The sequence below is a fragment of the Chryseolinea sp. H1M3-3 genome, from assembly GCF_029360725.1.
In the GTDB taxonomy this organism is placed as follows: domain Bacteria; phylum Bacteroidota; class Bacteroidia; order Cytophagales; family Cyclobacteriaceae; genus Chryseolinea.
Genome location: NZ_JARKMY010000009.1, coordinates 34,067 through 57,953, shown reverse-complemented (window position 1 = coordinate 57,953; position 23,887 = coordinate 34,067). Strand labels below are relative to the sequence as shown.

Genomic DNA, 23,887 nt, shown 5'->3' with positions numbered 1-23,887 from the left:
CAAAAATATTTTTACCTTTAGCAATTAACAACATCATGGATTCAGAATTCATACGGCAAGCAAAGAATTTAGCCGAGCAGGTTTTTAAGAAAAGGGCTTTTGAGAAACATTTATTTCATAATTACCAACACACCCAGGATGTTGTCGATGCTGTCCAGATTATAGGTCAGCATACAAACTTAAACGCCGATGAAATGGAGTCAGCTTTGGTTGCTGCATGGCTGCATGATATTGGCTATGAGCATGGATCAAAAAACCATGAGCACGTTTCCGCCCAGAAAGCCAAAGATCTCCTGGAAAGTCTTGGTGCCCCACAGCACAAAATCACTGATGTGACTGAGGCTATCCTGGCAACACACATGCCGCAAAAGCCCAGGAGCCGCATCAGCCAGGTTTTATGTGATGCTGATCTTTACCACCTTTCGACTGAGCAATGCCAGGAAAAATCAAACATGCTGCGTGAGGAATGGAAGGCCTTGGGAACGAAAGAAATGTCTAATGAAGAATGGGTGAATTCAACCATCCAATTCATGGACCAGCACAATTATCACACAGCCTATGGCCAAACTGTTTTGGAACAGCATAAACGACAGAATATTAAGAGGTTAAAGAAGTCACTTAAACCGGAAATCAGTCCGAAAAAGTATAGAAAACTAGAAGAGGAAGTTGAAAAACTTCGGGGCAAACTGGAGAAAGAAAGAACCCTAAAACCTGATCGCGGAATTGAGACCATGTTTCGTACCACCTCGCATAATCACATTATGCTTAGCCAGATGGTCGATAGTAAAGCGAGTATCCTGATCACAATCAATTCTATTATACTTTCGGTTGTTGTTTCTGTACTGATTCGCAAACTGGAAGAGAACTCTTACCTGCTCATACCAACCATATTGCTCATCACCGTATGTTTAGCAACAATGATTTTTTCAATACTTGCCAGCCGTCCGAATGTCTCTTCAGGTAAGTTCACGCGAGAAGACATTAAGAACAAGCAAACCAATTTGTTATTCTTCGGAAACTTCCACGCCATGAAAGTAGAAGATTACGAATGGGGCATGAGAGAAATGATGAAAGACGCGGACTATTTGTACGGTAGCTTAATAAAAGATATTTACTATTTAGGAAAAGTGTTAGGACGAAAGTACCGTTTTTTAAGAATTGCCTATAGCATCTTCATGTATGGATTCGCGATAGCAATTCTATCTTTCATCATCGCGTTTCGGCTATCGGCCCACGCCAGCCTGTGAACGTTTTTTAAGAAAGCAGAAAATACAGATGCCTAGCTGGACGGCTACTGTAGAGACAATCGTTAAAAGTAGTTCCATATTCAGAGTGGTTGTTGATACTTCGAAATTACCGCATCGAGGCAGAGCATTCGTCACCAATTGTTTATTTGACTTATAGTCGCGATGACCTAACCAAATATTCCTTCGAATGGATTTGAAAAAGAGGCTTGAATTGGGACGTTCTGGGACGCAAACGAGTGAAATAGTTGAATATGTGAGTGGTAAGCCAAAGCAATTTAAAGAATTGCTCGAAGTGTTCATGGAAGGTCGCTATCGCCAGTCCCAAACTGCTGCCATGCCTTTAACTATTTGTGTAAAACAGTGGCCCTATTTAATTGATCCTCACATTAAAACATTGATAAAAATATTGGGACATTCAAGCACTCCTCCCGCCATTGTTCGCAACATTATAAGGTTGTTCCAGGTTTTTGACATTTCCAAAGCGTTACCAAGGGGCAGGCCGCAAATCTTTGCTTCAGTTATTTGCTGGATGCCAATGCGGCGATTGCTATTCGAGTCTACGCTATGACTGTACTCAGTCGCATTTCAAAAGGGCAACCGGAAATGGAGCGAGAGTTGAAGATTATTTTGGAAGATCAACTTCCCTACGGAAGCGCGGGATTCAGAAGCCGCGGGTTAAAGATTCTTGAATCTATAAAATCTTAAAATCGTTCATTTTCAATCTTTACCTCATAATGTTTCAACCGTATATGAAGGGTGATCAGTGGCGTGACGTCTTTAAAAATCTAAATTAAGCAGGAAGCATGGACACCATGGAGCTAACATGGAGCTATCATGGAGCTAACATGGACGAGACACGCCTATGCCACTCCGGAACCAATATAGTCAACGGGCTGTCAGCAACTTTTGGATCAGGTCATCCGCCAAACGCTGATCATCGGCTTGGGCCAACTTCCTGAATTGCTTGATGGCTTTAATGGCCTGATCAAATTCTCTGTTCATGGCAAATGTTAGCCCTAGATTGAAATAGCTATTGGGGAATGCCGGTTCCAGCTGGATTGAAATTTCATAATGCGCCTTGGCAAGAGAGAAGTTACCTATTTCGCCATAAAGATTTGCCAAGTTGTAATGAGCTTCAAAATGACGCGGATCTAACTTCAGACATTTGGTAAAACTGTCAATGGCTTTGGCATGGGTTCCCTCCATACACTCTATAATACCTAGGTTGCAATAGGCATCAGCCAGCGAGTCGTCCTGTTCAATAGCTTGGAGATACCCAACTTTTGCGCGTTGTTTATCGCCTTGTTCATCAAGCATTAACGCCTCTTCAAATGCAGTGAGCTGGTTAAGTTTAACTACTTTGCCTCCTGTAAAAAGATTCAATTGACCGCTCGGGTCACGGCGCGGCTCTTTCCTTTTTCGAACCCGTTGAGGTCCAAATTTCTCCGGCGTAGGAATAGGAAATTTGATGATCTTTGCCATGCTCATGCAAAGTTAACTGTTATCTGTTAACAGCAATTGATAATGTTCTGGTTCAGCGAACGAAAATTAACTCGCTTTTCTTCGAACTGTTTTAGCAGGCTTACCCGTTTTTTCTTTTTTGGCCGCTGCACCTTTTGCTTTTTCCATCGGTTTTTTGGCTGCATCTATACTCGCCTTCAAGGCCGTCATGATATCGACAACTTTGGGTGCTTCTTCTTCAATAGAAACAATTTCTTTACCGGCTACTTTGGCATCTATTATTTTCTTGAGTGCGTCGTAATAATGATCCTTCATTTCAATGTTCGAAAACTTAGTGGTCATCGAATCAACCAACGTTTTGGCAAGCTTTAATTGCTCTTTGTCCACCTTTACATCCAAAAGCTGAGGAACCTCCCGCATGTTTCGAACTTCGTGCGGATAGCGTAACCGATACATTACCATGCCACCTTCATGCGGTGAAATCAACACGGGCGTCTCTCGATCACGCAGCACAACTTTACCTACCGCGATCCTTCCAGTTTCTTTTAATGTTTGACTCAACAAGCCATAAGTTTTCGCAGCCATATCACCGTCGGGCCCGATATAGTAGGGTGCCTCATACAATGTAGGGTGAACTTCTTCCTTGTTCACAAAACCTTCAATTTCAATTACCTTCTCGCTCTTCAGTTTTACCTTATCCAGGTCTTCCTGTTCAATAATTACATATTGACCTGGTTCATATTGATATCCCTTTACAATTTCATCAGTCTTTAAAGTCTGACCGGTAACCTTATCTTTCTTCTCATAACTAACCGGGTTATGACCTTCTTTCGAAAGCAAATTAAAACTGATCGTTTGACCGGAGTCAATTGCATTGTAAATCCTAATGGGAATGGTGACTAGCGAAAATTGTATGTGTCCTTTCCAGATTGCTCTCATACACTTGAGTTAGATTAAAAAATGAATCAGGTGCAGCTAAGGTATTGAAAATCTTTTAAGTAAAAAAGTGTTGAGGTGTGGAAATAAAGTGTTGAGGTGTTGACGTTCGAAGTGTTGAAGTTGCCCCGCACAGTGTTGAGGTTCGAGGTGTTGGCGTTACCGTATAACCTCGCAGCCTACGTCTTCATATTTACCAAGGTGTACCGTGAAAGATGTAATCGCTATACAAAGTGTGAGGTGTTGAAGTTCGAAGTGTTGAAGTTGACTATAACACATCAAAACTTAAAACCGCTAATTTACCACGTTGTATTGATCTTCGCTTTCAGGTCGTGAAGAATAGTGTACAATCCAAAGTAGGTACGATTTAGATACACTGCTTCTCCTACTCCGCGCGCTCGTTTTGATTCCCGGAGTTCTTTCATCGTAGAAAGTTTTTCGCCAAATGAATAAAGTTCATTGAAGTAGGCATCGTCTGCAAAGTCAAAAGTTTCCGACTGAAAAGGCCTACCCAAAAGTTCGACCAACTTCATGAAAATTGCAGTGAAAAATTCCTCTTCCTTTTTAGTATCCTGTGGGTGTATGAATCGAAGGTCGCGAAAAGTCTTTTCCCGTTTTTCCAGATTCGTCAATACATCAACTTCAAGTAGCTGAAAATAGATTTTATAAAATTCTTCAGGGATAACTTTAACACAGCCGAAATCTATAATACCCAATTGATAATCGTTCGTAATAATGAAATTGCCCGGATGCGGATCTGCATGCATAGCTTTCAAGGTATGCATTTGAAAATGATAAAAGTCCCAAAGAGCCTGACCAATTTTGTTGCGCTCGGGCTGAGGAATCGGACCATTTAACAATTCGCCAAGAGGCTTTCCCTCGATCCAATCCATGGTTAGAATCTTGTCGGACGAATACGCAGGATAGTAAGTTGGGAATATGATATTTTTAAGATGTTTGGTCCTGGCGGATAGATCCATGGAGCGTTGGAGCTCAAGCGCATAATCAGTTTCTTCCAGCATTCTGGACTCCACTTCCTGAATAAATTCATCATACTCAACAGGATTTAACCTGAACATTGTCAATGCAATAGGCTTGATCATTGCCAAATCAGATTTAACACTATCGCCGACCCCGGGATATTGAATTTTAACGGCCAGTTTCTTTCCTTTTAGCAACGCTTGATGGACCTGACCCATTGATGCAGCGTTCGTGGCTTTGGGGGTAAACGAATCAAAAATTTCGGTTGGTCCTTTTCCGAAATATTTTATGAAGGTCTTTACAACCAAGGGATATGAGAGTGGGGGTGCGCTGTATTGTGCCATGGCAAACTTTTGCTGGTAAGCTGTCGGCAGAATATTTTTATCCATGCTCAACATCTGCGCAACTTTTAACGCCCCACCCTTTAACTCACTTAATGAATTATAAATATCTGTAGCATTATCCAGGTGCAACTCGTCGCGGTCGGCCTCACCGTTAATAAGCTTTTTACCGTAGTGTTTCAGGTAGTTAGATCCAATCTTGGCTCCGGTGGATATAAATTTAGATGCCCGTTGTACTTTGGAAACGGGAATACGATCGTATTCTTTCACGCAGTGTGTTTATTTAGTTTTGTTTTGATACAGAAACTTGGCAAAATCAATCGCTGAGTCAACCGCTCCTTTACCGATAAGGTCAAATGCCAGGTTAACCGATTTCTCAATGGCAGCATCGGTTTTTTCAAAACCGGGACTGCTATCTTCCTTCCAGAATAATAGTATAAAGCCAAGGTGTAACCAGAAAAGCTGGGGATATCGTTTATCCAGAATTGGCCTGTTTGCTACTTCCCCACTTCCTTTTGCTGTATTTAATACTGATTCAAAAAAAGACTCGAATTCCGCTTTAAAACCTCTAACATAGGCTGGTACCAATTCAAACTTTTTGGAATGTTCCAGTTGAAACAGCACATAACTGCGGTTGGATTTCAATTCCTCCAGTAACGTGAAATAAAATGCCAGAATTTTTTCGCGGGTGATAAAAGTATGGAAAGCTTTGTCGCTTTTCAGACGACCGATAGTTTTATCGATAAATCCCTTCCAAATATGATTTTCTAAACCATCAAAGGAACCAAACAGGTTGTAAAACTCTTCCTCTTTTATACCGAGGTCGACACAAAACTTGTAAACTGATACAGGTCTTGTTCCTTGTGTTAACACTGCCTCGATGTATGATGATTTGATTTTATCCTCCAACGTCTTGCTGTCGGATTTACGGGCTGGTTTCTTGGTAGTTTCCATGACCCTATAAACCGTAAATGAGTTGAAATGGTTTGCACTTTGCTTAGGATAATTTCGTTAATTTCAAGATCATGAAATCTTTCTGTCGAAATTGCCTGAACCTAAAATACACGGTCTGCGGAATGAAGTATATAACATTGCTCTTAGTGTACCTGCTTGTCAGTCAAACATTGTTAGCGCAAGACAAGCGGAGCGATTCAAGAAGCTTGTATGAACAAGCAGAGGCTGCGCATCATGCAGGTAATTATAAACTCGCGTTGGAATATCTGAATAAATGCTTGAAAGAAACACCGGGCTTCGCGGATGCATACTATACCAGGGCCTCAGCCCGTGAGCAATTGAAAGACTTGGCAGGCGCTAATACGGATTACAATATTTATCTCGAGTTAAAGCCCGATCAGCCGGAGGCACTTTTGAGCAGGGCTACAGTCCGCTATCAACTCGGATTATACGAGCAATCAAAAACTGATTTTCTGAAACTGCTGACTTTGCCAGCAGGCGAAACCCAGACCGTCTTTTACAATCGATCCGCTGCCCGGGCCGGATCAAATCAAATCATGACGGCGCAAGGGTCCATTACGCCCTTGATATTGAATTACCTAGGACTGGTAGAAACCAAGCTGGGCAATTACAAACAGGCTATTGTGTGGTTAGATTCGGCGATACAATTACAAGAAAAAAATGCTGATTACTTTGTTAACCGCGGAATTGCCAAAGAGAGTATCAACGATTCTACCGCTATGCAAGATTACATGAAGGCAGTCACTTTGCGTCCAGACCACGCGGTTGCGTTGCACAACATCGCTGTTTTAAAACGCAAAAAAGGCGAAACAGTGTCCATGGAAGATGATCTCGAGAAAGCAATTGCAAGTGATTCCAGCATGTTATACCCATACCTGGAACGTGCCTATCAGCGCATGGAAGGTGGATATTACAAGGGCGCTTTGGAAGACTATAACAGTGCGCTGAAAATAGAAGATAAGGATCCTGAAATTTGGTTGAACCGAGGTCACGTAAAAGAAAAACTAAATGATTTGAAAGGTGCCTACACTGATTATACAAAAGCAATTGAGTTGGATGAAAAATTTGACAAAGCCTGGCTTAACCGCGGAAACGTATTGAGCAAACAAGGTCGTATTGAAGATGCTATCGAAGATTACTCCGTAGCCATCACACATAACCCGGATTATGCTGCTGCTTTTTACAATCGTGCCATCGCCAGACAACGGGCAAAGCAATTTGGAGAAGCTTGCCTGGATTTACGAAAGGCAGAATCACTTGGACTTGCGGTCAGCGAAAAAATGCAAAAGGAAATCTGCAAGTAGTTTTAAATAGTCAGGTCAGGCCGCATGCGGATGAACACTGGCTCGCGGAACATTTTATCAGGTGTGAGCTTGGAATAACTTACTTCCGCCATAGCATGGGGCTCGAGCCAAGTGGACACTTTCTCATCTAACAGCTTGCCAACTACATCGGGTCTTTTGACAGCTTTAATTTTTTTTAATGTGGAAGCTATTTCTTTTGCTGTGTCGTCATCGAAGCCTGTGCCCACTTTGCCGCGATAGTGCAATGTATCACCCACTTTTTCAGCAATGTGCATGGCACCAAAAGTTTGACCTCTGTCTCCCTTACCCTTTGTAAATCCGATAATGTAGCATTCACAGGCCTGGCGTACCTTCACCTTTATCCAGCAATCACTTCGCTTTCCTACGGTGTATTTGCTGTCTTTCTTCTTTGCCATAATACCTTCCAGGCCATGACCTTTGGCTGCTTCAAATAACGAATGACCATCGTCCACATGTTCACTGAGACGGTATGGTGTATCAGGGCGGATGGCGTCGGCTAACCATTCCTTGCGCTTTAATAATGGTTCATTGACCAGCGATCTGCCGTCGAGATAAAGACAATCAAAAACATAACAATGGACAGGATTCGTTTTGGTTAATTTTTTAATGGCGGCTTCCCCCGTACTCATCAGTCTGTTGATCACCTTTTTAAATATCGGTTTTCCAGAAGGATCAAGCGTAACGATTTCAGCATCAAACAATCCGTTGGTGGCTCGGAACGCTTTTTCACCGATCAGCAGTTCAGGAAATTGACCTGTAACATCATTCTGATTCCGCGTCCTGATTTTAATCTCTCCGTCTTCAAAAGAGATCAATGCCCGAATTCCATCCCACTTGAGTTCATAAATATAATCGTCACCAACGGGCGGCTTATCCGTCGATTCAGATAACATGGGCATCACTTCATCTTTTAAGAAATCCACCTGTGGCTCGTCGACCCTTTCCAACAGCCATTCTTTCTCTTTCGTTTTATGAATGCGGTACTCGGCGGTGATTTCTTTACTGTTTAGCCGAAAGTAGAAGCCGTCTTTTTTGTCTTTTGTGATTTGATATTTGCCGAGTGCATAGATCCACATTTCGCCGGCACCGTATTGGCCTTTCGGGATTTTGCCATCGAAGGTTAAGTATTCAAGGGGATGATCCTCCGTTTGCACTGCCAGCCGTTTTACTCCGGGATGTGGCGGTAACCCCTTAGGGACAGCCCACGATTTTAAAACGCCATCTTTTTCAAGACGCAAGTCATAATGCAAACGGGATGCATGATGACGGTGAACCACAAACCGATGGCCTTTGTCTTCAACTATTTTTGCTGAAGGCTCCGGCGTTTTATTGAAATCACGCTTTTTGGCATAGGCCTCCAGTTGTTCAGGAGATTTGTGTTTCGGATTTGGTTTTGATACACTTTTTTTTGGTTCACTTTTATTTCTCTTCGTGTGTAAAGGAACAGCATATGCTTCAAATCCTTCCCACGCATCCCCGTCATTTGAAATTTTTTCTACGGCGTTATGGATATTATAATCCAGCGGACTTTCCGCATCCTTTAGTTCATCCCAAGTAAGCGGCATGGATACAGGTGCGCCTTCTCTACCCCGAAGACTATACGGCGAAACGATGCTTTGTCCTGAGCGGATTCGAAAAATATCCACCAGTACCCGGCCCTTGCGTGCATCTTTTTTGATTTGGAGGGTCACTGTGTTCGGGCGTTCTTCAACAAATGGTTTTGCAATAAGGTCTGCAGCTTCAAATACAGAATGAAAATCCCATGATGCTTCAATGGGACAACATATGTGTAGTCCTTTGCCACCTGTAGTTTTCACATAGGGCGTGTAGCCGTACGATTCTATGTACGCTTTGAGTTCAAATGCGATAGGAATTAATTTCTTGAAAGAATATCCCTCCGGAGGATCGAGGTCAAACACCATGTAATCAGGACATTCAAAATTCGGTTGCCTGCTATGCAGTTGATGGAGTTCGATGGCTGCGAGATTTGCCAGCCAAACCAGGAGCGCAGGTTCCGTAGCGATGATATAATCTTTTGCCTCTTTGCCGAGGGTCACAAATTCTATCCATGACGGTGCCCACTCCGGCCGGTTTTTTTGGTAAAAGCTTTCTCCATAGATACCATCCGGAAAACGGATTAAAGTCAGGGCGCGGCCTTTTACATACTTCAACAAAGTCGGTGCTATTTTCAGGTAATATTCAATTACTTGCGCCTTTACAACATGATCATTTGGAAAAAGGACCTTATCAAGGTTTGACAGTTCAACCTCGCGTTTCCCTACTTGAGCCCATTGTGATTTTCGTTTAGCCATTCAGGCTTTCTGATAAAGTATGTTGTTCTTAAAATTAATGAATCCACAACATACTACACCAACTAATAATCCGCTAATGCCGCTAACCACTACGTTACCCAAATTGTAATCGGAGGAATGAATAAAAAAACGAATTCGCAACACGGCGATACCAATTGCAAACACCAAGAGCCAATAGCTAATTTTAGGTGCTACCAAGGCTACATCCTGCACAGGTTTTTTAAAAAGAATGTACAATGTAACGATGGTCATACCCACTGCTGTACTAACTTGTTGAAGAACATAGAAAAGTGGATAGTTCGCTCCTTGAAAAGGCACTGACGTTGATTGATAAATTTCAGCAAATTGTCTCACGAAAAACCTGTTGTTGTGGGTAAAACTATCCCAAAAGATATGAGATGCTGCGCCTATCAATGCCGATGTCAGAAAAATCAACCAGTTTTTTTTCAGATAGTCGAGAAAGTTTAACTGCACCGTATCCTGAAATCGTCTTTGCAAAAACAAGGGCAGGTTTCCGATAAAGTTCGCTTTCACGATCTGATGAAAGACGATGGCGAGCATGATGGTCACCGGCAAGTCAAAATAGAACAGGCCGGCTTTTGTATGACTGTGCAATCCACTCACACTCATTTTAAAAAAGTACTCAAAATCAGGACTTAAGCTCCCAATGATTAATCCAGTCGCAGAAAAATACCTTGACCTTATAAAAGGCAAAATAATTGCAGAGTGAGCTGGTGTAAATGGCATAGCAAAACAAAGTTAATACTATCGTTGTAAGTCAGCCAGTGAAGACTTTTACTCTACAACGTCAGCAACTCTTTTGTTACTGAGGAATATCATTCCGATAATAAAACAAACGGCCGCCACGATAATGGGGTACCATAATCCTGCAAAGGTGTCTCCTCCTGGTGTCGCCGGTGATTTACTGCCCTCATATAAGGATGTTGCAATAAAAGGCGTCAAGCCACCAAAAATTCCGTTCCCTATATGGTAGGGTAATGACATGGAAGTATAGCGTATGCGGGTAGGAAAAAGTTCGACGAGGAAAGCAGCAATAGGCCCATACACCATGGTTACCATGACAAGTTGGATCAATACAAGACCAATCATCAGCCAGAAAGATTCACTACTCAGCAGCACTTCTTTTTTCGTTTCGGTTTTTGATTTAATCTGGCTGTCGCTTCCTGGAACAGTTTTAACCGTTCTATCGATCACAGTGTTGCCTTCAGCATACAATTTAATATGCGATTGCGTTATAATAGAATCTCCTTGTGCTGTAATGACCTTTGATTTTTCAATTCGGCTTTGATCTACAATTTCCTGCTGGCCCGAGACGTCTGCGAGCCCATACATTTGTTTATAAATAGGCCGGTATAGCAGCACAGCCGCAAGCATACCAATCATCATAATCATCTTTCTTCCTATCTTATCAGACAGCCATCCAAAATAAATAAACAATGGTGTCCCAATGAGAAGCGCTACAGCGATAATATTCCGCGTCTGAACAAATTCGACTTTACAAGTCGCTTCGATAAACGTCATAGCATAAAATTGTCCGGTATACCAAACGACGCCCTGGCCCGCCGTTGCTCCGAACAGTGCAATAAGAACGAGTTTAAGATTTTCCTTTTTACCGAAACTTTCCTTGATAGGATTTTTAGAAATTTTTCCCTCAGCTTTAATTTTTGTAAACAATGGAGATTCTTCCATGCGTAATCGAATAAATACGGATACCGCTACCAATATTGCCGATACGAGAAACGGAATACGCCAACCCCACACATTAAATTCTTCAATGCCCATAGTCTGACGCACCGCCAAAATGACACCAATAGAAACAAATAGGCCAAGGGTTGCAGTAGTTTGAATGAAACTCGTGTAGAAACCTCTTTTGGATGCAGGCGCGTGTTCTGCTACATAAGTTGCCGCGCCACCATACTCACCGCCTAATGCCAGACCTTGTAACAAGCGAAGAATTAAAACCAATATAGGTGCAAATATTCCGATCGTACTGTATCCTGGGATGAGGCCAATGGCGAAAGTCGATCCGCCCATAAGGATGAGGGTAATCATGAATGTATACTTTCTGCCCACCAGGTCGCCTAGGCGCCCGAAAACAATAGCTCCAAAAGGCCGGACAATAAAACCTGCAGCGAATGTTGCTAACGTCGAAAGAAACGCGGCTGTCGGATTTGTCTGGGGAAAAAACTGTTCTGAAAGAATGATGGCAAGACTTCCAAAGATGTAAAAATCGTACCATTCGATTAATGTCCCAACGGACGAAGCTGCGATAACAAACCAGAGCTTTGATTTCTCCTGGCGGGTAAGGACGGTAGTTTCCATTTACGTTACACGATTGTCAAGTTGGAAATATAAGTAGAAATAAACCTGTTGCAAACAATAGTTACCTGAGGATAAATGTTAACTGTTGTCTTCTTAAACATTAACCATGACACACCCCGACAGACTCCAAAAAAAGAGGCTGTCAAAGCGCATCGCTTTACAGCCTCCATAAGATCAAGCCAACAAATAAATTCTATTCTACAATCAGTTTTTTCGTCAAGACGTCACCTGAAGCAGCAATCAACTTGAGAACATAAATGCCTGGGTCGAGGTCACTTATCGATACGACGAAATCCCCATTATCGGTATCAAAGCTTTCTGACTTTTTTAAAGTACCCAGGTTGTCATAAAATTTCACTGCATACTTTCCTGCCGCGAGGCTTTCATTGGAAATAGTAATGTGGTCAGTGGCAGGAACCGGGTAGGCACTGATGTGATAGGTTGTGTTCTCGACCTCCGGTATCATGGTTTGGTTCTCTGCAACACGCGGCGACTCGTCTAGTGGAACACATCCTTTTGTGCATGGTGTAGCATCAACGTTCATACTGCCGTGTCCCTTCAATGGTAACCGGCTTCCTTTATATCGCAGTGTTCCCTTATAGGCAAAAGATCCACTTATTCCACGATCCTTATCCCATCCGTTGGCACCCTCGCCTAATTGGAATCCAAGTTTGAAATTAGCTGGTGCATGAGTAAGCTGGAGTTCACCAGAGAGTTCTCCTGTCCCTTTCAAATAGCTTTCGCCCGAAAGCTCCCAGAACGTCCAACGGGTATGTGTTCTTTTTGCCGTTAATATTGCCTCAAGTGTAAGGGCACTATAAGTGCGTCCCTTGTTGCTCCAGGCATTCCAATCGTGTTTGTTTACAAGCTTCAGGTAAACATCAAATCCCATCTTCTTATTTTTGGTATTGACGATGTGGCCTTTGATGTAGGCGGTCTCTCCCTTGTCTACCAACTGCGCAGGACCGTCCCATATGTAATACTGTATCGTTCGGTCAAGCAAAGTAAACGACCAGGGGCAACTCAGGCAAACCGGAGGAAATGGCCTCCATTCTTCAAGCCAGTAAATATCGAAGTTGGGAAGTATTATGCCACCGCGTTCATACGCGCCCATGTCGACGTTGGCACCAAGGATTCTGTCGGCAAGCGCGAAATCTATTGTTATTCCCGCAAGACCGACAGCGAGATTGTTTCCTTCGTTAACTGCGGGCGATGTATTACTTAATCGTAAACCATCATCTCCCGTAGCCGGAACATTATCTGCTCCATCTGGATCGCTTTCATTCACGAAATCAGGATCTTCGTCAATATTATTTCCACCATCCGTTCCGATCGTATTATTCCATCCACCACCGCTTCCACCCGAGCCTTCAATCAAAGAATAGGCAACGATATTGATTCCGCCGGAATTATGAACTTCGGGACCCTGTACTGTCGCTCCATCGTTCCACAGAATAGAATTTTCAATCCTTGAATTTAGAACTTCAACCCCCATGTGAAGGTAGCCATCATTGTAGATGGCGCCGCCCCTGGACCCAGCCTGATTTGCTGTGAAAGTGCAGTTGGTAAATGTTGGCTTCAATTCAGGAACAAATGCTTCGTCATTCAAACCTATTACTCTGGTAAAGTTTGCAATCGCGCCGCCATCATGTTGTGCTTCATTGCCAGAGAAAACACAATTCACATATTTAGGCCTAAGTTGGCCGGCGTCACTCAAGTGAAGCGCAGCGCCACCCCATGCTGCAGTATTTCCATTCGCAACGTTGTTATAAAATCCGCAGTTAATAAATTTTGGCTCCGATGCACCAAGCGTTGTATTTTGTGGCTCATTCGTTGACATATAGACCGCGCCACCACCACCGCCTTCAAAAGCACCCGTGGCATTTCCTGTTGCACTATTACTATCAAAAATACAATGGTTAAAAATGGCATTGGAAGTTGTCATCGCCACGGCGCCACCGGAACCTGGCCTTGTTTCCCCTGGCATAATCACGGTAACGCTATTGCTAAGGAATTTGGTTGAATCTATTGTAATATGGTCGCCTACTAAATAAATCGCACCACCACGTCTGTAGGCTTCATTAGACGTAAATTCCGAACTAACAATGTGCATTTGATAATTGCCTGGCTGAAAGGATCCCAAACTGATTGCACCACCGGCAAAATTTGATTCATTGCTGATGAACTTACAATTCTCGATGAGTGATAGCACAGCACCGCCTGCTAAACCATTTGTGTTATAGATCGCGCCACCTTCTGAAGATGCATAGTTGCCCCGAAAAGTAGTATTCTTGATGGAAGGACTGCTGGCATTTATCACGCCGCTTAGTCTGTTATACCATGCACCGCCATCCTGATTGGCATCGTTGACATCGCCTGCAAATTCGGCCTTCCCTCCGGTTACAATGAATCCATCAAGCGAAGTAGAGCCATTGACGTTCTCCGTATAGATAACGTGATAAGCATTACTGCCTGCCAAATCACCGGTGGTCTCCGCGATATAATTACCGTCAAGGTTAACGTCATTATTATCGATGTCTCCACTGAGAATGGTGACGTTACTTTGCCAATCACGTTCCTCTAAGGTTGCCTCTGTGCCATTGAAGCCTCCGTAAAGTGACACGCCATCAGGAATGCGGAAGGTAGCTTCACGGGCTTCAAGTCCGCCGTTTAAATTAACATCAACCTGGGTTGTAGGTTTATAGACACCCTGTGCAACCCAAATTTGATCACCGTTAACGGCTGATGCGAGGGCGCTGTTAAGAGAAGTATAGGCATTCGCCCAACTGGTTCCGTTGTTCGAGCCAGCGGCCAACGGATTAACATAAATGATAGCAGCGTTCGAGATAAAATAAAAACAGCAGCATACACACAGCAACGCTGTGCGTAGCAAAAGTCTACGATTATAATTCATGTCAGGGGTTGGTTTTAAAAACAAATGTAAAAGAGTGCCCGAGTCTTGTAAACGATCTCAGTCATTACCTGTTGATGACTTTAGGCTTGATCTGCTAAAAGCCTCCATGAAAATGGGGATAAAAAAAATTCGCGCGCAAGAGTTCTGTTCGTGCTCCAGATCGTCAATGATGATTCATCTCGCCGTGCGAGCCGTACCACGACTCCTGAAGCTCATGAAAAAGATCGTGCAGCTTGGTAAGTGATTCCCCTATTGCTTTATCATCGCCCGCCTTTACGACGTCAACGAACGTTGCAGCATCAACTTTTAATTGATTTATTTTAAATTTCACTTCATCATCTTCCTCGAATTTTTCTGGTATAGGAGCTTGTGCCCACTTGTCAGCGGCTTCCATCAACTCGGCAGCGTTTTGTTTTGCTGGCTCCAAATTCGACGAATCTTTATAGGGATGAAAGGCTTCAGCCATCACCATGTGAAAGTCATCCATTTCTTTCCAATCTTCACCCATTGCCTCATGATCTTGATGATCGTTGCCAGATTCTTTATTCTTGGTCGAGCAACCAAATGCCATTATTAACGACAGCGACAGTACTGGAATGAAAAGATTTTTGGTCATGATCAAAATAGTTAGTTACAATATTCAGGTTAATGAAATTATTCTTTTGGTTTCCTTTTGTATCTCCGGTTCCCTTCAAGCTTGGTGACAATTTGTTTTAACACATCAAAGTAGAGTGTGATAAAAAGAACAACCGTCATCGACCAGATAACAACAATGTTAAAATATAACGTGTTCCAGTAAACGCCACCAAAATGTTTTGTTGGCTGGTAAAGATTTGCTGAAAAATCTAAAACATGTTTAGGCTTATGATCGTCTTGAAAGATGGGATAAATCTTTTGAATTAATGCACCGTTGTATTCAAGAATTCTTTGTGTGGCAGAAACATTCATGACCGCATCCGTAACTGCATCATTCGTATAATTCATTCTGTCTGCCTCGTACAATAGATTCTTTGTAGGGGTCGATGTTAAATCAGCAACACGCCGATCTTTTTCTTCGGTTGCTTTTTGCAGTTTAATGCCATAATATTTTCTAAGTGTAGAAAGAAAAGCTGCCGTGCCTTCATAGGCTGTAGAATCAAATTTTCCAATGGTTAAATTATCGAGATATTTAAAATGTTCTGTTCCAATAAATTTCAATTCGTTACCAATTTCGCTTTTTAACAACGATAGCGCTGCTGTCATCTGGGTATTGCGTGAATTTCTCCACTGGGACCGGTTATGTAGACAATAAGCCAATTTGGATTCCAATGCCGGTATGTAGTATATGCGTTTATATTCGGCGTCTCCTATTGTTTTATCCAGATCATAAAATTTCTTTTCAAATTTATTGTCACGGAATTGCGTCACCATAAACGCTTCAAAAGCCCAACGGGATGCCATTATCTCGCCCGCCAACGGTACCCCAATGGGCTCGGTTACACGCGGATTGAATTTATCAAAACTGATAACAACACCACTTAGTAACAATTGAGGAATGATCAACAACGGAATAAGAATATAAATGGTGACTGCAGAATTAAAAGATGCAGATATATTTAATCCCAGCATATTGGCAAAACATGAACAAGTAAAAAGAATTACCCAATAACGCGCTTCCTGCAGCGGAATTTCCAGAATGCTGTTACCCACTAATATGAATAAAAAGGTCTGGATAGCAGATATAAAAAACATGACAGCAACCTTCGAAACAAGATAACTGCTCCGGCTTAGATGCAGAAATTTTTCACGCTTAAGGATTTTACGATCTTTAAAAATTTCTTCAGCACTCATGGTAAGTCCAAAGAATAGGGCCACCACCACACTCATAAAAAAATAGACGGGTATATTCTTATTGTGGTAGAAACTATAGGCTCCGGTGCCTTCCGTCGTATTGTAATACTTCACCATAAAGGCTATGAAAAAAGCAAGTACCGGACCTTCAAATAGGTTGATGTACAGGTATTGTTTGTTCGCAAGCTTGGCAAGAACGTCTCTGGTGATGAATATCCGAAGTTGCTTCAGCCAATTGGGAATTTCCTGCACAACAGGCAAGGTTTCCCTGACATGCTCGATCTTTGGTGGCTTAATTTTCTGTTTGAAATATTGATACCACTGACCTGGCGAAACTTTTCGTGTTTGCGTTAACCTGCCATATTCATTAACAACGCGGGTCTCGATGATGCTAAAAATTTGTTCCGGATTGATGTTACCACATTCGGGGCAAGCGCCTTGGGTCTTATTGGCGGCGTTGATGATATCCCTAAAATAGATAACAGATTCAATCGGGTTTCCATAATAAATTTGGAAACCACCGACATCCATAATGATCAATGTGTCAAACATTTTAAATATGTCGGAAGAGGGTTGGTGGATAACAACAAACACCATTTTTCCACGCAAACTCAATTCCTTTAACAAGTCCATGATGTTTTCAGAGTCCCTCGAGGATAGGCCTGACGTTGGTTCATCAACAAAAAGGATGGTTGGTTCACGGAGTAGTTCCAATCCGATATTCAATCTTTTCCGCTGGCCGCCGCTGATAGTTTTTTCCAGCGGAGACCCTACTTTCAAATTTCGTATTTCAGTAAGTCCAAGGCTTGACAATACTTTCAGGACGAGTTCTATGATCTCATTTTCCGAATAGTGTCCAAAACAAAGTTTTGCAGCATAATACAGGTTTTCAAAAACGGTTAATTCTTCAATCAGCAAATCATCCTGAGGAACGTAGCCGATAATGCCCTGCACATCGTTGGGCCTCTCGTGAATATCAATTCCGTTTACAAATACCCTTCCACTCGATGGTTTTTCTGTTCCGTTAAGTACATTCAGCAACGTAGACTTTCCCGACCCGCTGGCTCCCATCAAACCGATTAGCTTGCCTCCTTTTTCCGCGATGTTTATATTTTGGAGGCCCGCTCTCCCTGTTTTAAAATGATAGAAAATGTGGTCGGCGGTAAATGTTATCTTCGTCTGGCTTTCATCGGTAAGAAACTTGCCAATAATATCGCTGTAATAAATAGGCCCTACCTTATCACCCCGTATAGTGCTACCGGTCGGAAACACATCAATTTTCCGGCTTTTAAGGATAATGCTGTTAAGATAAAGTGTTGTGATGCCGAGGTATTTGATAAAGTAAATCTCTGAGTCTTGCAGGCGGATGATAGCAATAAGACCCGTGAGATCCTTTTCAATAATCCGAGGTCCCGGATATTCTCCTGATCCTTCATCGATGATTAAAACATTCTTTGAAGCAAGATCATCAATGTCTTTTCCGATTACAAAAGATTGTAATGCCTGAACATCTGCCAAAGGAATTTTCAGCGACTGCCCGATATAAAAAACGAGATTTGCCTGTCGTTCGGAAATATGCTCATCGGCATATACAAGCTCAATAGTCTTCACAATCAACACTACCTTCTGTTGCATGGTCAACGCCTGGTTAACCTGCTTCACAATTTGCATGATCTTCGCCCAGTCGTCAACGAACTGCTGTGTGTCAGCATCCACGTTGGTCAAATCCTGTCGCTTATCGATTTGTGTGGAGGAGGCAAATTCATCAAACAGTTTTAGATAGTAATTGATGGAATCTCTATTCAGATGGAGACTCAGGAATTCTTTAATGTTACTGCGTTCGGCTTCCGTAACATGTTCACGAGCAACAATAGCAAAAAGTTGTAAAATCGCTTTGAGTAATTCTTCACTCATGAGGTTTCTTTATGGCTCGCTCAAAAATAAAGTTTAAAATATGAATTAATGAGCGATTCCAGCAAACCTAAAAATAAAAAAGGCAGGTAATCCTCCTGCCTTTTTTATGATGTCAAACGTTTATCAGCCCAACTTAGTCGTAATCAAATCGCTTAGCACAAACAGTCCTTCCCGGAGGTATTCATCATCCATCTCCATCAGGTCTGTTGGTGTACCTTCTTTACCCACGATTTTTGTATTTAATTTGTTCGCTGCCTTTTTCTTCTCAGCTTCCTCCATTTCTTTCTTACGGGCCACTTCATTCAATGAGACTCTGGTCTCTTTATAACTTTTACTGGTTTCTTGAGTTTCACTCACAAAACGTTGCAGCGATGCATCAGACTTCAATCGATCCTCATAAGATTTTGTGAGATTCGTTATGACCTTGTCATTGATCATCGGGGTCTTTTGATATAACGTGCCTCTGATTTCATCCCATGGCAGCGCACTTGGACTAGAGCTTTCTCCAAACTGTTCGGGGCTTAGCGGTGTAGGTAATTTAATATCTGGCGTAACGCCTTTGTGCTGAGTGCTGCTTCCAGTTACTCTGTAAAATTTCTGGAATGTTATTTTGAGTTCACCAACCTGGTTATTAGGGTCATTGATAAATCGGTTCAAATTGATGACCGTTTGAACAGTTCCCTTGCCGTAACTGGATTCACCTACGATTACACCGCGGTGGTAATCCTGGATGGCACCGGCGAAAATTTCAGAAGCTGAAGCGCTGAAACGATTTGTTAACACCACCAGCGGACCATTATATATCAAAGAAGGATTGTCGTCGGTTAACGTTTCAATTTTATTCGCGGAGTTTTTCACCTGAACGACGGGCCCATCTTTTATAAATAGTCCTGTTAAGTCAATTGCTTCTGTTAAAGAACCGCCACCGTTGTTTCTAAGATCCAACACAATTCCTGCTACATTTTCAGCCTGAAGTTCCTTCACTAGTTTTTGAACATCGCGCGTGGTACTCGTATAGTTGGGATCACCCTTTTGATAGGCTTCAAAATCCATGTAAAAAGTCGGTAAGGTAATGACGCCCAATTTCTGATCTTTACCATCCTTTTGATAGTGAATTACACTTTTCTTTGCTTGTTGATCCTCCAGTTTGATTTTATCCCGAACGATCGTGATCATTTTTGAAGGTCCGTTAATACCGGTTTCAGCTGGCAGGATTTGTAGCCTTACCGTGGTGCCTTTGGGACCTTTAATTAATTTAACAACTTCATCTATTCTCCAGCCGATTACGTCGACGACTTCGCCGCTGGCGCCTTGTCCTACGCCAATAATCCTATCGCTCACATGAATGAGGTCGCTCTTTTCAGCAGGCCCACCGGTAATTATTTCAGCAACTTTGGTATAGTCATTTTCCGTTTGCAGCCTGGCGCCAATGCCTTCCAACGACAAACTCATTTGTTGCTTAAATAAGTCAGCTGCTTTTGGCGACAAGTAATTCGTGTGCGGATCGTAAGATTCGGTTACCGAATTCATGTACATGCTGAAAACATCTTCGCTATTAAATTGCTTGATGGATTTGGCAAATCGCTCGTAGCGTTCTTTCAATGTCTTCTCAATGTCAGGCTGTGACTTTCCAGCTAATTTTAAACTGAGTGCCTGGCTCTTGATCGCCTTCCTCCAAACTTCATTCAACTCAGCCTCCGATTTACACCAGGGTTCTTTGTCCCTGTCAGTTTCATAATATTCTTCGACCGAATAATCAAATTGCTGGTTGACGAGTTGCGTCATGATATAATTCATTCTTTCGTCGAAGCGCTTTCTGAATGCATTGTAAATCAGATAGGCAACTTCAACATTTTCAGCGCGAATAAGGTCGTCCATCTTTGTACGATACTTTTCAAACTGCTGTAGGTCGGCCGTTGTAAAATACGTCTTATTATTATCCAGGCTTTTAATGTATTCGTCGAGGATAACCGATGACAGTGAATCATCCAATTTGATTTTTCGGTAGTGATTATTATCCAGGATATAGGTTATTACTTTTGCTTCCTTTCCGTAAACAGGTTTTGATCGCAATGTGGTGGTATCTGCGACTGCTCCAAAAGAAAGTTGGCAGGCCAACAAAGCGACCACACTGAACCCTGCAAAAAATAGTTTTTTCATTGTCATTGGATTTAACTTTTCATATACACATGGCAAATGTCATGCCCTCCCCTACAAACGCAAATTCATTCAAATAGATTACGGATAGTAGCAGAGATCTGTCAAAAAATTCTATATGCGGTTATTTAGCGGTTTTATTCAGGACACTTTTTCAGTATCGTATCCATCTAAAAATTTCTGTGCTTGGCCAATGGTCTGGAACTCAAAAAACTTTTTACCACCGGTAGAACTATGAATTTCAACTCTCACTAAGTCAATGTCCCGGTTTTTCTTAAAATTGTGTTTTGCCATGCTTCTATAATCATCGGCTTCCCGTGTTGAAATATTAAACGCAGTGGCCCTGACTGATTTGCAATAGTAACATTGATAGTGCTTGATGAGTTCGCCTGTGACATCCTTTCCCGGCTGGCGGGTGATTTCCTCCCGGACCACTTTCATGGTGTAAAAACCACAGCTGTTGCACTTTAAGGCCTGCAGATGTCCAGGATATTTTTCAATCTTGACTTCCCCTGTCTTTTCGTCTATCCAAACATCGTAGTCAATTGAAAAGACATTCTCTTCCGCGCGCATCCCTTCGGCCAGATGAACATCTTCTTCCTCTTCGCTTAACAACCTAAGCGGCGTTCCTGAGCTCCCAATTCTTGGCATGTATCTCCATTTGTTGAGCTTTCGGTTCAACACTGTTGGATAATAATATTCCAATATTAAAAATGCCACGTATGCTACCAGCGTGCCCCCGGCAACGGAAATAAATAGCCTCACAAAAAACCAAACACCAATGCTATGAAGCTTTCCCATGCCATACATGTTGATGAGCAGCATGCTGGCAAGTCCAAGGCATACAAATACGCGCTTGTAGTTCTTAATCTCATGCTCACTGATATAATTGAATTTGCCCTTGTAGTCCTTTATCGTCGACACCCGGATGTTGTGCATGACATAAATGATGATTGCAGCAGCGGTCATCACAATTGCGCCGGTGATCATCGCTAAATGCCAAAGATTTAAGAAAGGACTTGAGGGTACGTTTTCCATAAGCAGTTGAGAATTTTAAATATAATAATTAAAACGAATTAGTTGGTTTATGCATATCCGAAGGTGCAGATTTATGGACGTAAGGTGCTTTCGGTATTATAAAAAAAATGAAGCTGATTCAATTTTTGTCCATTCAAAAGAGAAAAATATAATAGAATTTACCTTCGGTGTTTTCATTAAAAACTTTCTAATAACCTTATCAATTCTCTTTTATTCAGAGGGTTACGAAACCGTAGTAAAGCTAAAAAGTAAATAAACAGGTGAGCATACCTATAAAACTTCCGTGCAATATTTCACACAAAAAGTTTCAACAGAGGCTTTCAATTTGCTATAATTGTGTATTAATGCACAATATATGGCAACACTGAATCGAAAAGAAGCCGATCATGAGCTAAAAAGGTTTACCTCCCGTAATTTTGAAAAGCCAGCAGATTGTAAGGATTTAGAGCAAATACGCTTTTACGTGCGCGAATTGTGCATCAAAATCGAAGAACTGGAAAAACGATTTGAGTATGTACCCAACTCAGCATATGCCCTGCTGGCACAGTATAACTCCATGCAAAACTCAATTATAAGTAAGGACTTTAGTAATTCATATAAGTAAATATGAGGTACATTCCCTCGCCTATTGGGTTACAGTTCAGCTACCTGTATAGTGCTACTGCGAATTCATCCGGAAGGATGCAATACCATCGCATTAAACCCGGGCAAAGCAAATTGCGGATAAGCCGAACAGAATTCATTAAGGCATACAATGATTCGCATATACTTGCTATTAACCCGTTACAGATGCGCGGCCAGGACACGGTATTCCAGTTCGAGTTTTATGTTTAACTTTTATGATAGCCCTAAACAGTATGCATTCCAAGTACATATAACTTCTTTCCGCGAACGGTCTAGCCAAGAATAATTTTGTCCAGACTTGCGGGACTATAATTAATCGACTTCAGCGTCTTATTATCCACCTTTCGATAGATGAGCCATAAGTCTCCTTCTTTGTGATAATAGCATTCTGTACCATCCTTTTTCTTATAGTGTTCCACTGTAGCTATCGCTTCCTCTTCTGATTTGCATGCCTTGCTCATATTGGACCGTTGTACTTCCTCAAATAGTGTTTTGAACTTTTCACCCAATCCAAATTCCAGAATGGCGCCGGAAAGCACATATTGAATATCGCATAACGCGTCGGCTACTGCTACAATGTCTTTTTCAAGGATCGCAACTTCTAATTCTTTTAATTCTTCAGCAATTAACGCCACACGCAGCTTACACCGATTTTCATCAGGAATCGTGGGGGTCGAAAGAATGGGATGTTTAAAAGTCTTGTGAAACTCGGCTACGAGCTCTAATGATTCAGGCTGTTTCATAAAGATGTTCAACTGTTGGGTGGTGCAGATAAGGTTGTTACTTAATAATTGATTTGTGTATTCAAAGGGAAAGATTCTATGCGACACACGATTGAAACTTTCATTTCTTTTAGTCGTTTCATTGAAAGCAATATCAATTCATACATGATCTGAGAATCGGTTTCAAAAATAAACTAATCTGAGAATGTATGGTTAAATATTATTGTTTGTCAGGCGCATCTTTTAAATCAAACGGATTAACCGGGTTTTTATCCGGTGGAAAGACCGTTTGAATAACGGAATAGTTGTAACGAATAAAAAAAGGTATTTTTGCAGCATGTTGATTTTTAGAAACTCCTTATTCAAGAATATCGCGACCGTTTTTACGGGCCTGATTTTTCTTAATATGAGTTTTTTCTTGTTTGAAGTTTCTGCGCTGAAACTTAATCAGGATAAGGATATGGTAGCAAACATCGCGAAGCTTATTTCCAGCAGTGCTGCCGAGGAAGAAAAAGATGTTTTCGGTGGCGCAGATGAGGATCATTCTGCTAAAGAAATTGATTTGATCTTCAGCTATGCAGCGCACACCATTCACAGTTTCAATGTACAGATAAGTAAGAAGAGATCGGTATTTAATCAAGGTATACCGCTCTTTGGAAGTTACGAAATATACAGCCCCCCTCCCGAAGTCTAGTTAGTTTCCAACCATTTTGACGAAAGCGTTTTCGTCGCTTAACATTCTATTTCGGCTCATTTCAACAGGTAAT

18 protein-coding genes are annotated in these 23,887 nt (G+C 41.9%); 5 read left to right on the top strand and 13 right to left on the bottom strand.

The window, feature by feature from the left end:
• The first annotated feature begins 35 nt into the window (after positions 1 to 35).
• Positions 36 to 1,247 (top strand): Pycsar system effector family protein, encoded by a 1,212-nt coding sequence (locus P2W71_RS15035; RefSeq protein ID WP_276372092.1) that lies wholly within the window; start codon positions 36 to 38, stop codon positions 1,245 to 1,247.
• Between the two features lie 187 nt (positions 1,248 to 1,434).
• A complete protein-coding gene (locus P2W71_RS15030) occupies positions 1,435 to 1,815 on the top strand; it encodes a hypothetical protein (protein ID WP_276372091.1) in 381 nt (126 codons plus the stop codon).
• Positions 1,816 to 2,132: 317 nt separating this feature from the next.
• Here the strand turns inward: P2W71_RS15030 and P2W71_RS15025 are convergent, their stop codons facing one another.
• The 4 genes from P2W71_RS15025 to P2W71_RS15010 form a co-directional block, all read right to left on the bottom strand.
• A complete protein-coding gene (locus tag P2W71_RS15025) occupies positions 2,133 to 2,729 on the bottom strand; it encodes a tetratricopeptide repeat protein (protein ID WP_276372090.1) in 597 nt (198 codons plus the stop codon).
• Positions 2,730 to 2,795: 66 nt separating this feature from the next.
• Positions 2,796 to 3,647, bottom strand: a complete 852-nt coding sequence (locus P2W71_RS15020) for a Ku protein (RefSeq protein ID WP_276372089.1) — start codon at positions 3,645 to 3,647, stop codon at positions 2,796 to 2,798.
• Positions 3,648 to 3,943: 296 nt separating this feature from the next.
• The gene (locus P2W71_RS15015) at positions 3,944 to 5,236 is read right to left on the bottom strand and encodes an AarF/UbiB family protein (RefSeq protein ID WP_276372088.1); all 1,293 of its coding nucleotides are present in this window, start codon (positions 5,234 to 5,236) and stop codon (positions 3,944 to 3,946) included.
• Between the two features lie 9 nt (positions 5,237 to 5,245).
• Entirely contained in the window at positions 5,246 to 5,920 is a 675-nt protein-coding gene (locus tag P2W71_RS15010; RefSeq protein WP_276372087.1) for a TetR family transcriptional regulator C-terminal domain-containing protein, read from the bottom strand.
• A gap of 122 nt (positions 5,921 to 6,042) precedes the next feature.
• Here P2W71_RS15010 and P2W71_RS15005 point away from each other — a divergent pair, with 122 nt between their 5' ends.
• Complete coding sequence (locus tag P2W71_RS15005; protein WP_276372086.1) at positions 6,043 to 7,245, top strand: tetratricopeptide repeat protein; 1,203 nt, start codon at positions 6,043 to 6,045, stop codon at positions 7,243 to 7,245.
• 2 nt (positions 7,246 to 7,247) lie between these two features.
• Here P2W71_RS15005 and ligD read toward each other — a convergent pair whose 3' ends face one another.
• The 8 genes from ligD to P2W71_RS14965 form a co-directional block, all read right to left on the bottom strand.
• Positions 7,248 to 9,578, bottom strand: a complete 2,331-nt coding sequence (ligD, locus tag P2W71_RS15000) for a non-homologous end-joining DNA ligase (protein WP_276372085.1) — start codon at positions 9,576 to 9,578, stop codon at positions 7,248 to 7,250.
• Complete coding sequence (locus P2W71_RS14995) at positions 9,579 to 10,325, bottom strand: DUF4184 family protein (RefSeq protein ID WP_276372084.1); 747 nt, start codon at positions 10,323 to 10,325, stop codon at positions 9,579 to 9,581. It abuts the gene before it with no gap.
• 48 nt (positions 10,326 to 10,373) lie between these two features.
• Positions 10,374 to 11,921 carry an MFS transporter gene (locus P2W71_RS14990; protein WP_276372083.1) on the bottom strand — a complete coding sequence of 516 codons (1,548 nt, stop codon included), beginning with the start codon at positions 11,919 to 11,921 and terminating at the stop codon, positions 10,374 to 10,376.
• Positions 11,922 to 12,114: 193 nt separating this feature from the next.
• A complete protein-coding gene (locus P2W71_RS14985; RefSeq protein ID WP_276372082.1) occupies positions 12,115 to 14,835 on the bottom strand; it encodes a T9SS type A sorting domain-containing protein in 2,721 nt (906 codons plus the stop codon).
• 163 nt (positions 14,836 to 14,998) lie between these two features.
• The gene (locus tag P2W71_RS14980; protein ID WP_276372081.1) at positions 14,999 to 15,451 is read right to left on the bottom strand and encodes a hypothetical protein; all 453 of its coding nucleotides are present in this window, start codon (positions 15,449 to 15,451) and stop codon (positions 14,999 to 15,001) included.
• Positions 15,452 to 15,489: 38 nt separating this feature from the next.
• A complete protein-coding gene (locus tag P2W71_RS14975; protein ID WP_276372080.1) occupies positions 15,490 to 18,579 on the bottom strand; it encodes an ATP-binding cassette domain-containing protein in 3,090 nt (1,029 codons plus the stop codon).
• A gap of 123 nt (positions 18,580 to 18,702) precedes the next feature.
• Positions 18,703 to 20,739 (bottom strand): carboxy terminal-processing peptidase, encoded by a 2,037-nt coding sequence (locus tag P2W71_RS14970; protein WP_276372079.1) that lies wholly within the window; start codon positions 20,737 to 20,739, stop codon positions 18,703 to 18,705.
• A gap of 138 nt (positions 20,740 to 20,877) precedes the next feature.
• Positions 20,878 to 21,774 (bottom strand): hypothetical protein, encoded by an 897-nt coding sequence (locus tag P2W71_RS14965; protein ID WP_276372078.1) that lies wholly within the window; start codon positions 21,772 to 21,774, stop codon positions 20,878 to 20,880.
• A gap of 355 nt (positions 21,775 to 22,129) precedes the next feature.
• On the opposite strand from P2W71_RS14965, the gene P2W71_RS14960 reads away from it, so the two are divergent.
• Positions 22,130 to 22,378: a hypothetical protein gene (locus P2W71_RS14960; protein ID WP_276372077.1), complete on the top strand. Its 249-nt coding sequence runs from the start codon at positions 22,130 to 22,132 to the stop codon at positions 22,376 to 22,378.
• Positions 22,379 to 22,670: 292 nt separating this feature from the next.
• On the opposite strand, the gene P2W71_RS14955 is transcribed toward P2W71_RS14960, so the two are convergent.
• Complete coding sequence (locus P2W71_RS14955; RefSeq protein ID WP_276372076.1) at positions 22,671 to 23,141, bottom strand: nucleoside triphosphate pyrophosphohydrolase family protein; 471 nt, start codon at positions 23,139 to 23,141, stop codon at positions 22,671 to 22,673.
• A gap of 385 nt (positions 23,142 to 23,526) precedes the next feature.
• On the opposite strand from P2W71_RS14955, the gene P2W71_RS14950 reads away from it, so the two are divergent.
• Positions 23,527 to 23,814 carry a hypothetical protein gene (locus tag P2W71_RS14950; RefSeq protein WP_276372075.1) on the top strand — a complete coding sequence of 96 codons (288 nt, stop codon included), beginning with the start codon at positions 23,527 to 23,529 and terminating at the stop codon, positions 23,812 to 23,814.
• The last annotated feature ends 73 nt before the right edge of the window (positions 23,815 to 23,887 follow it).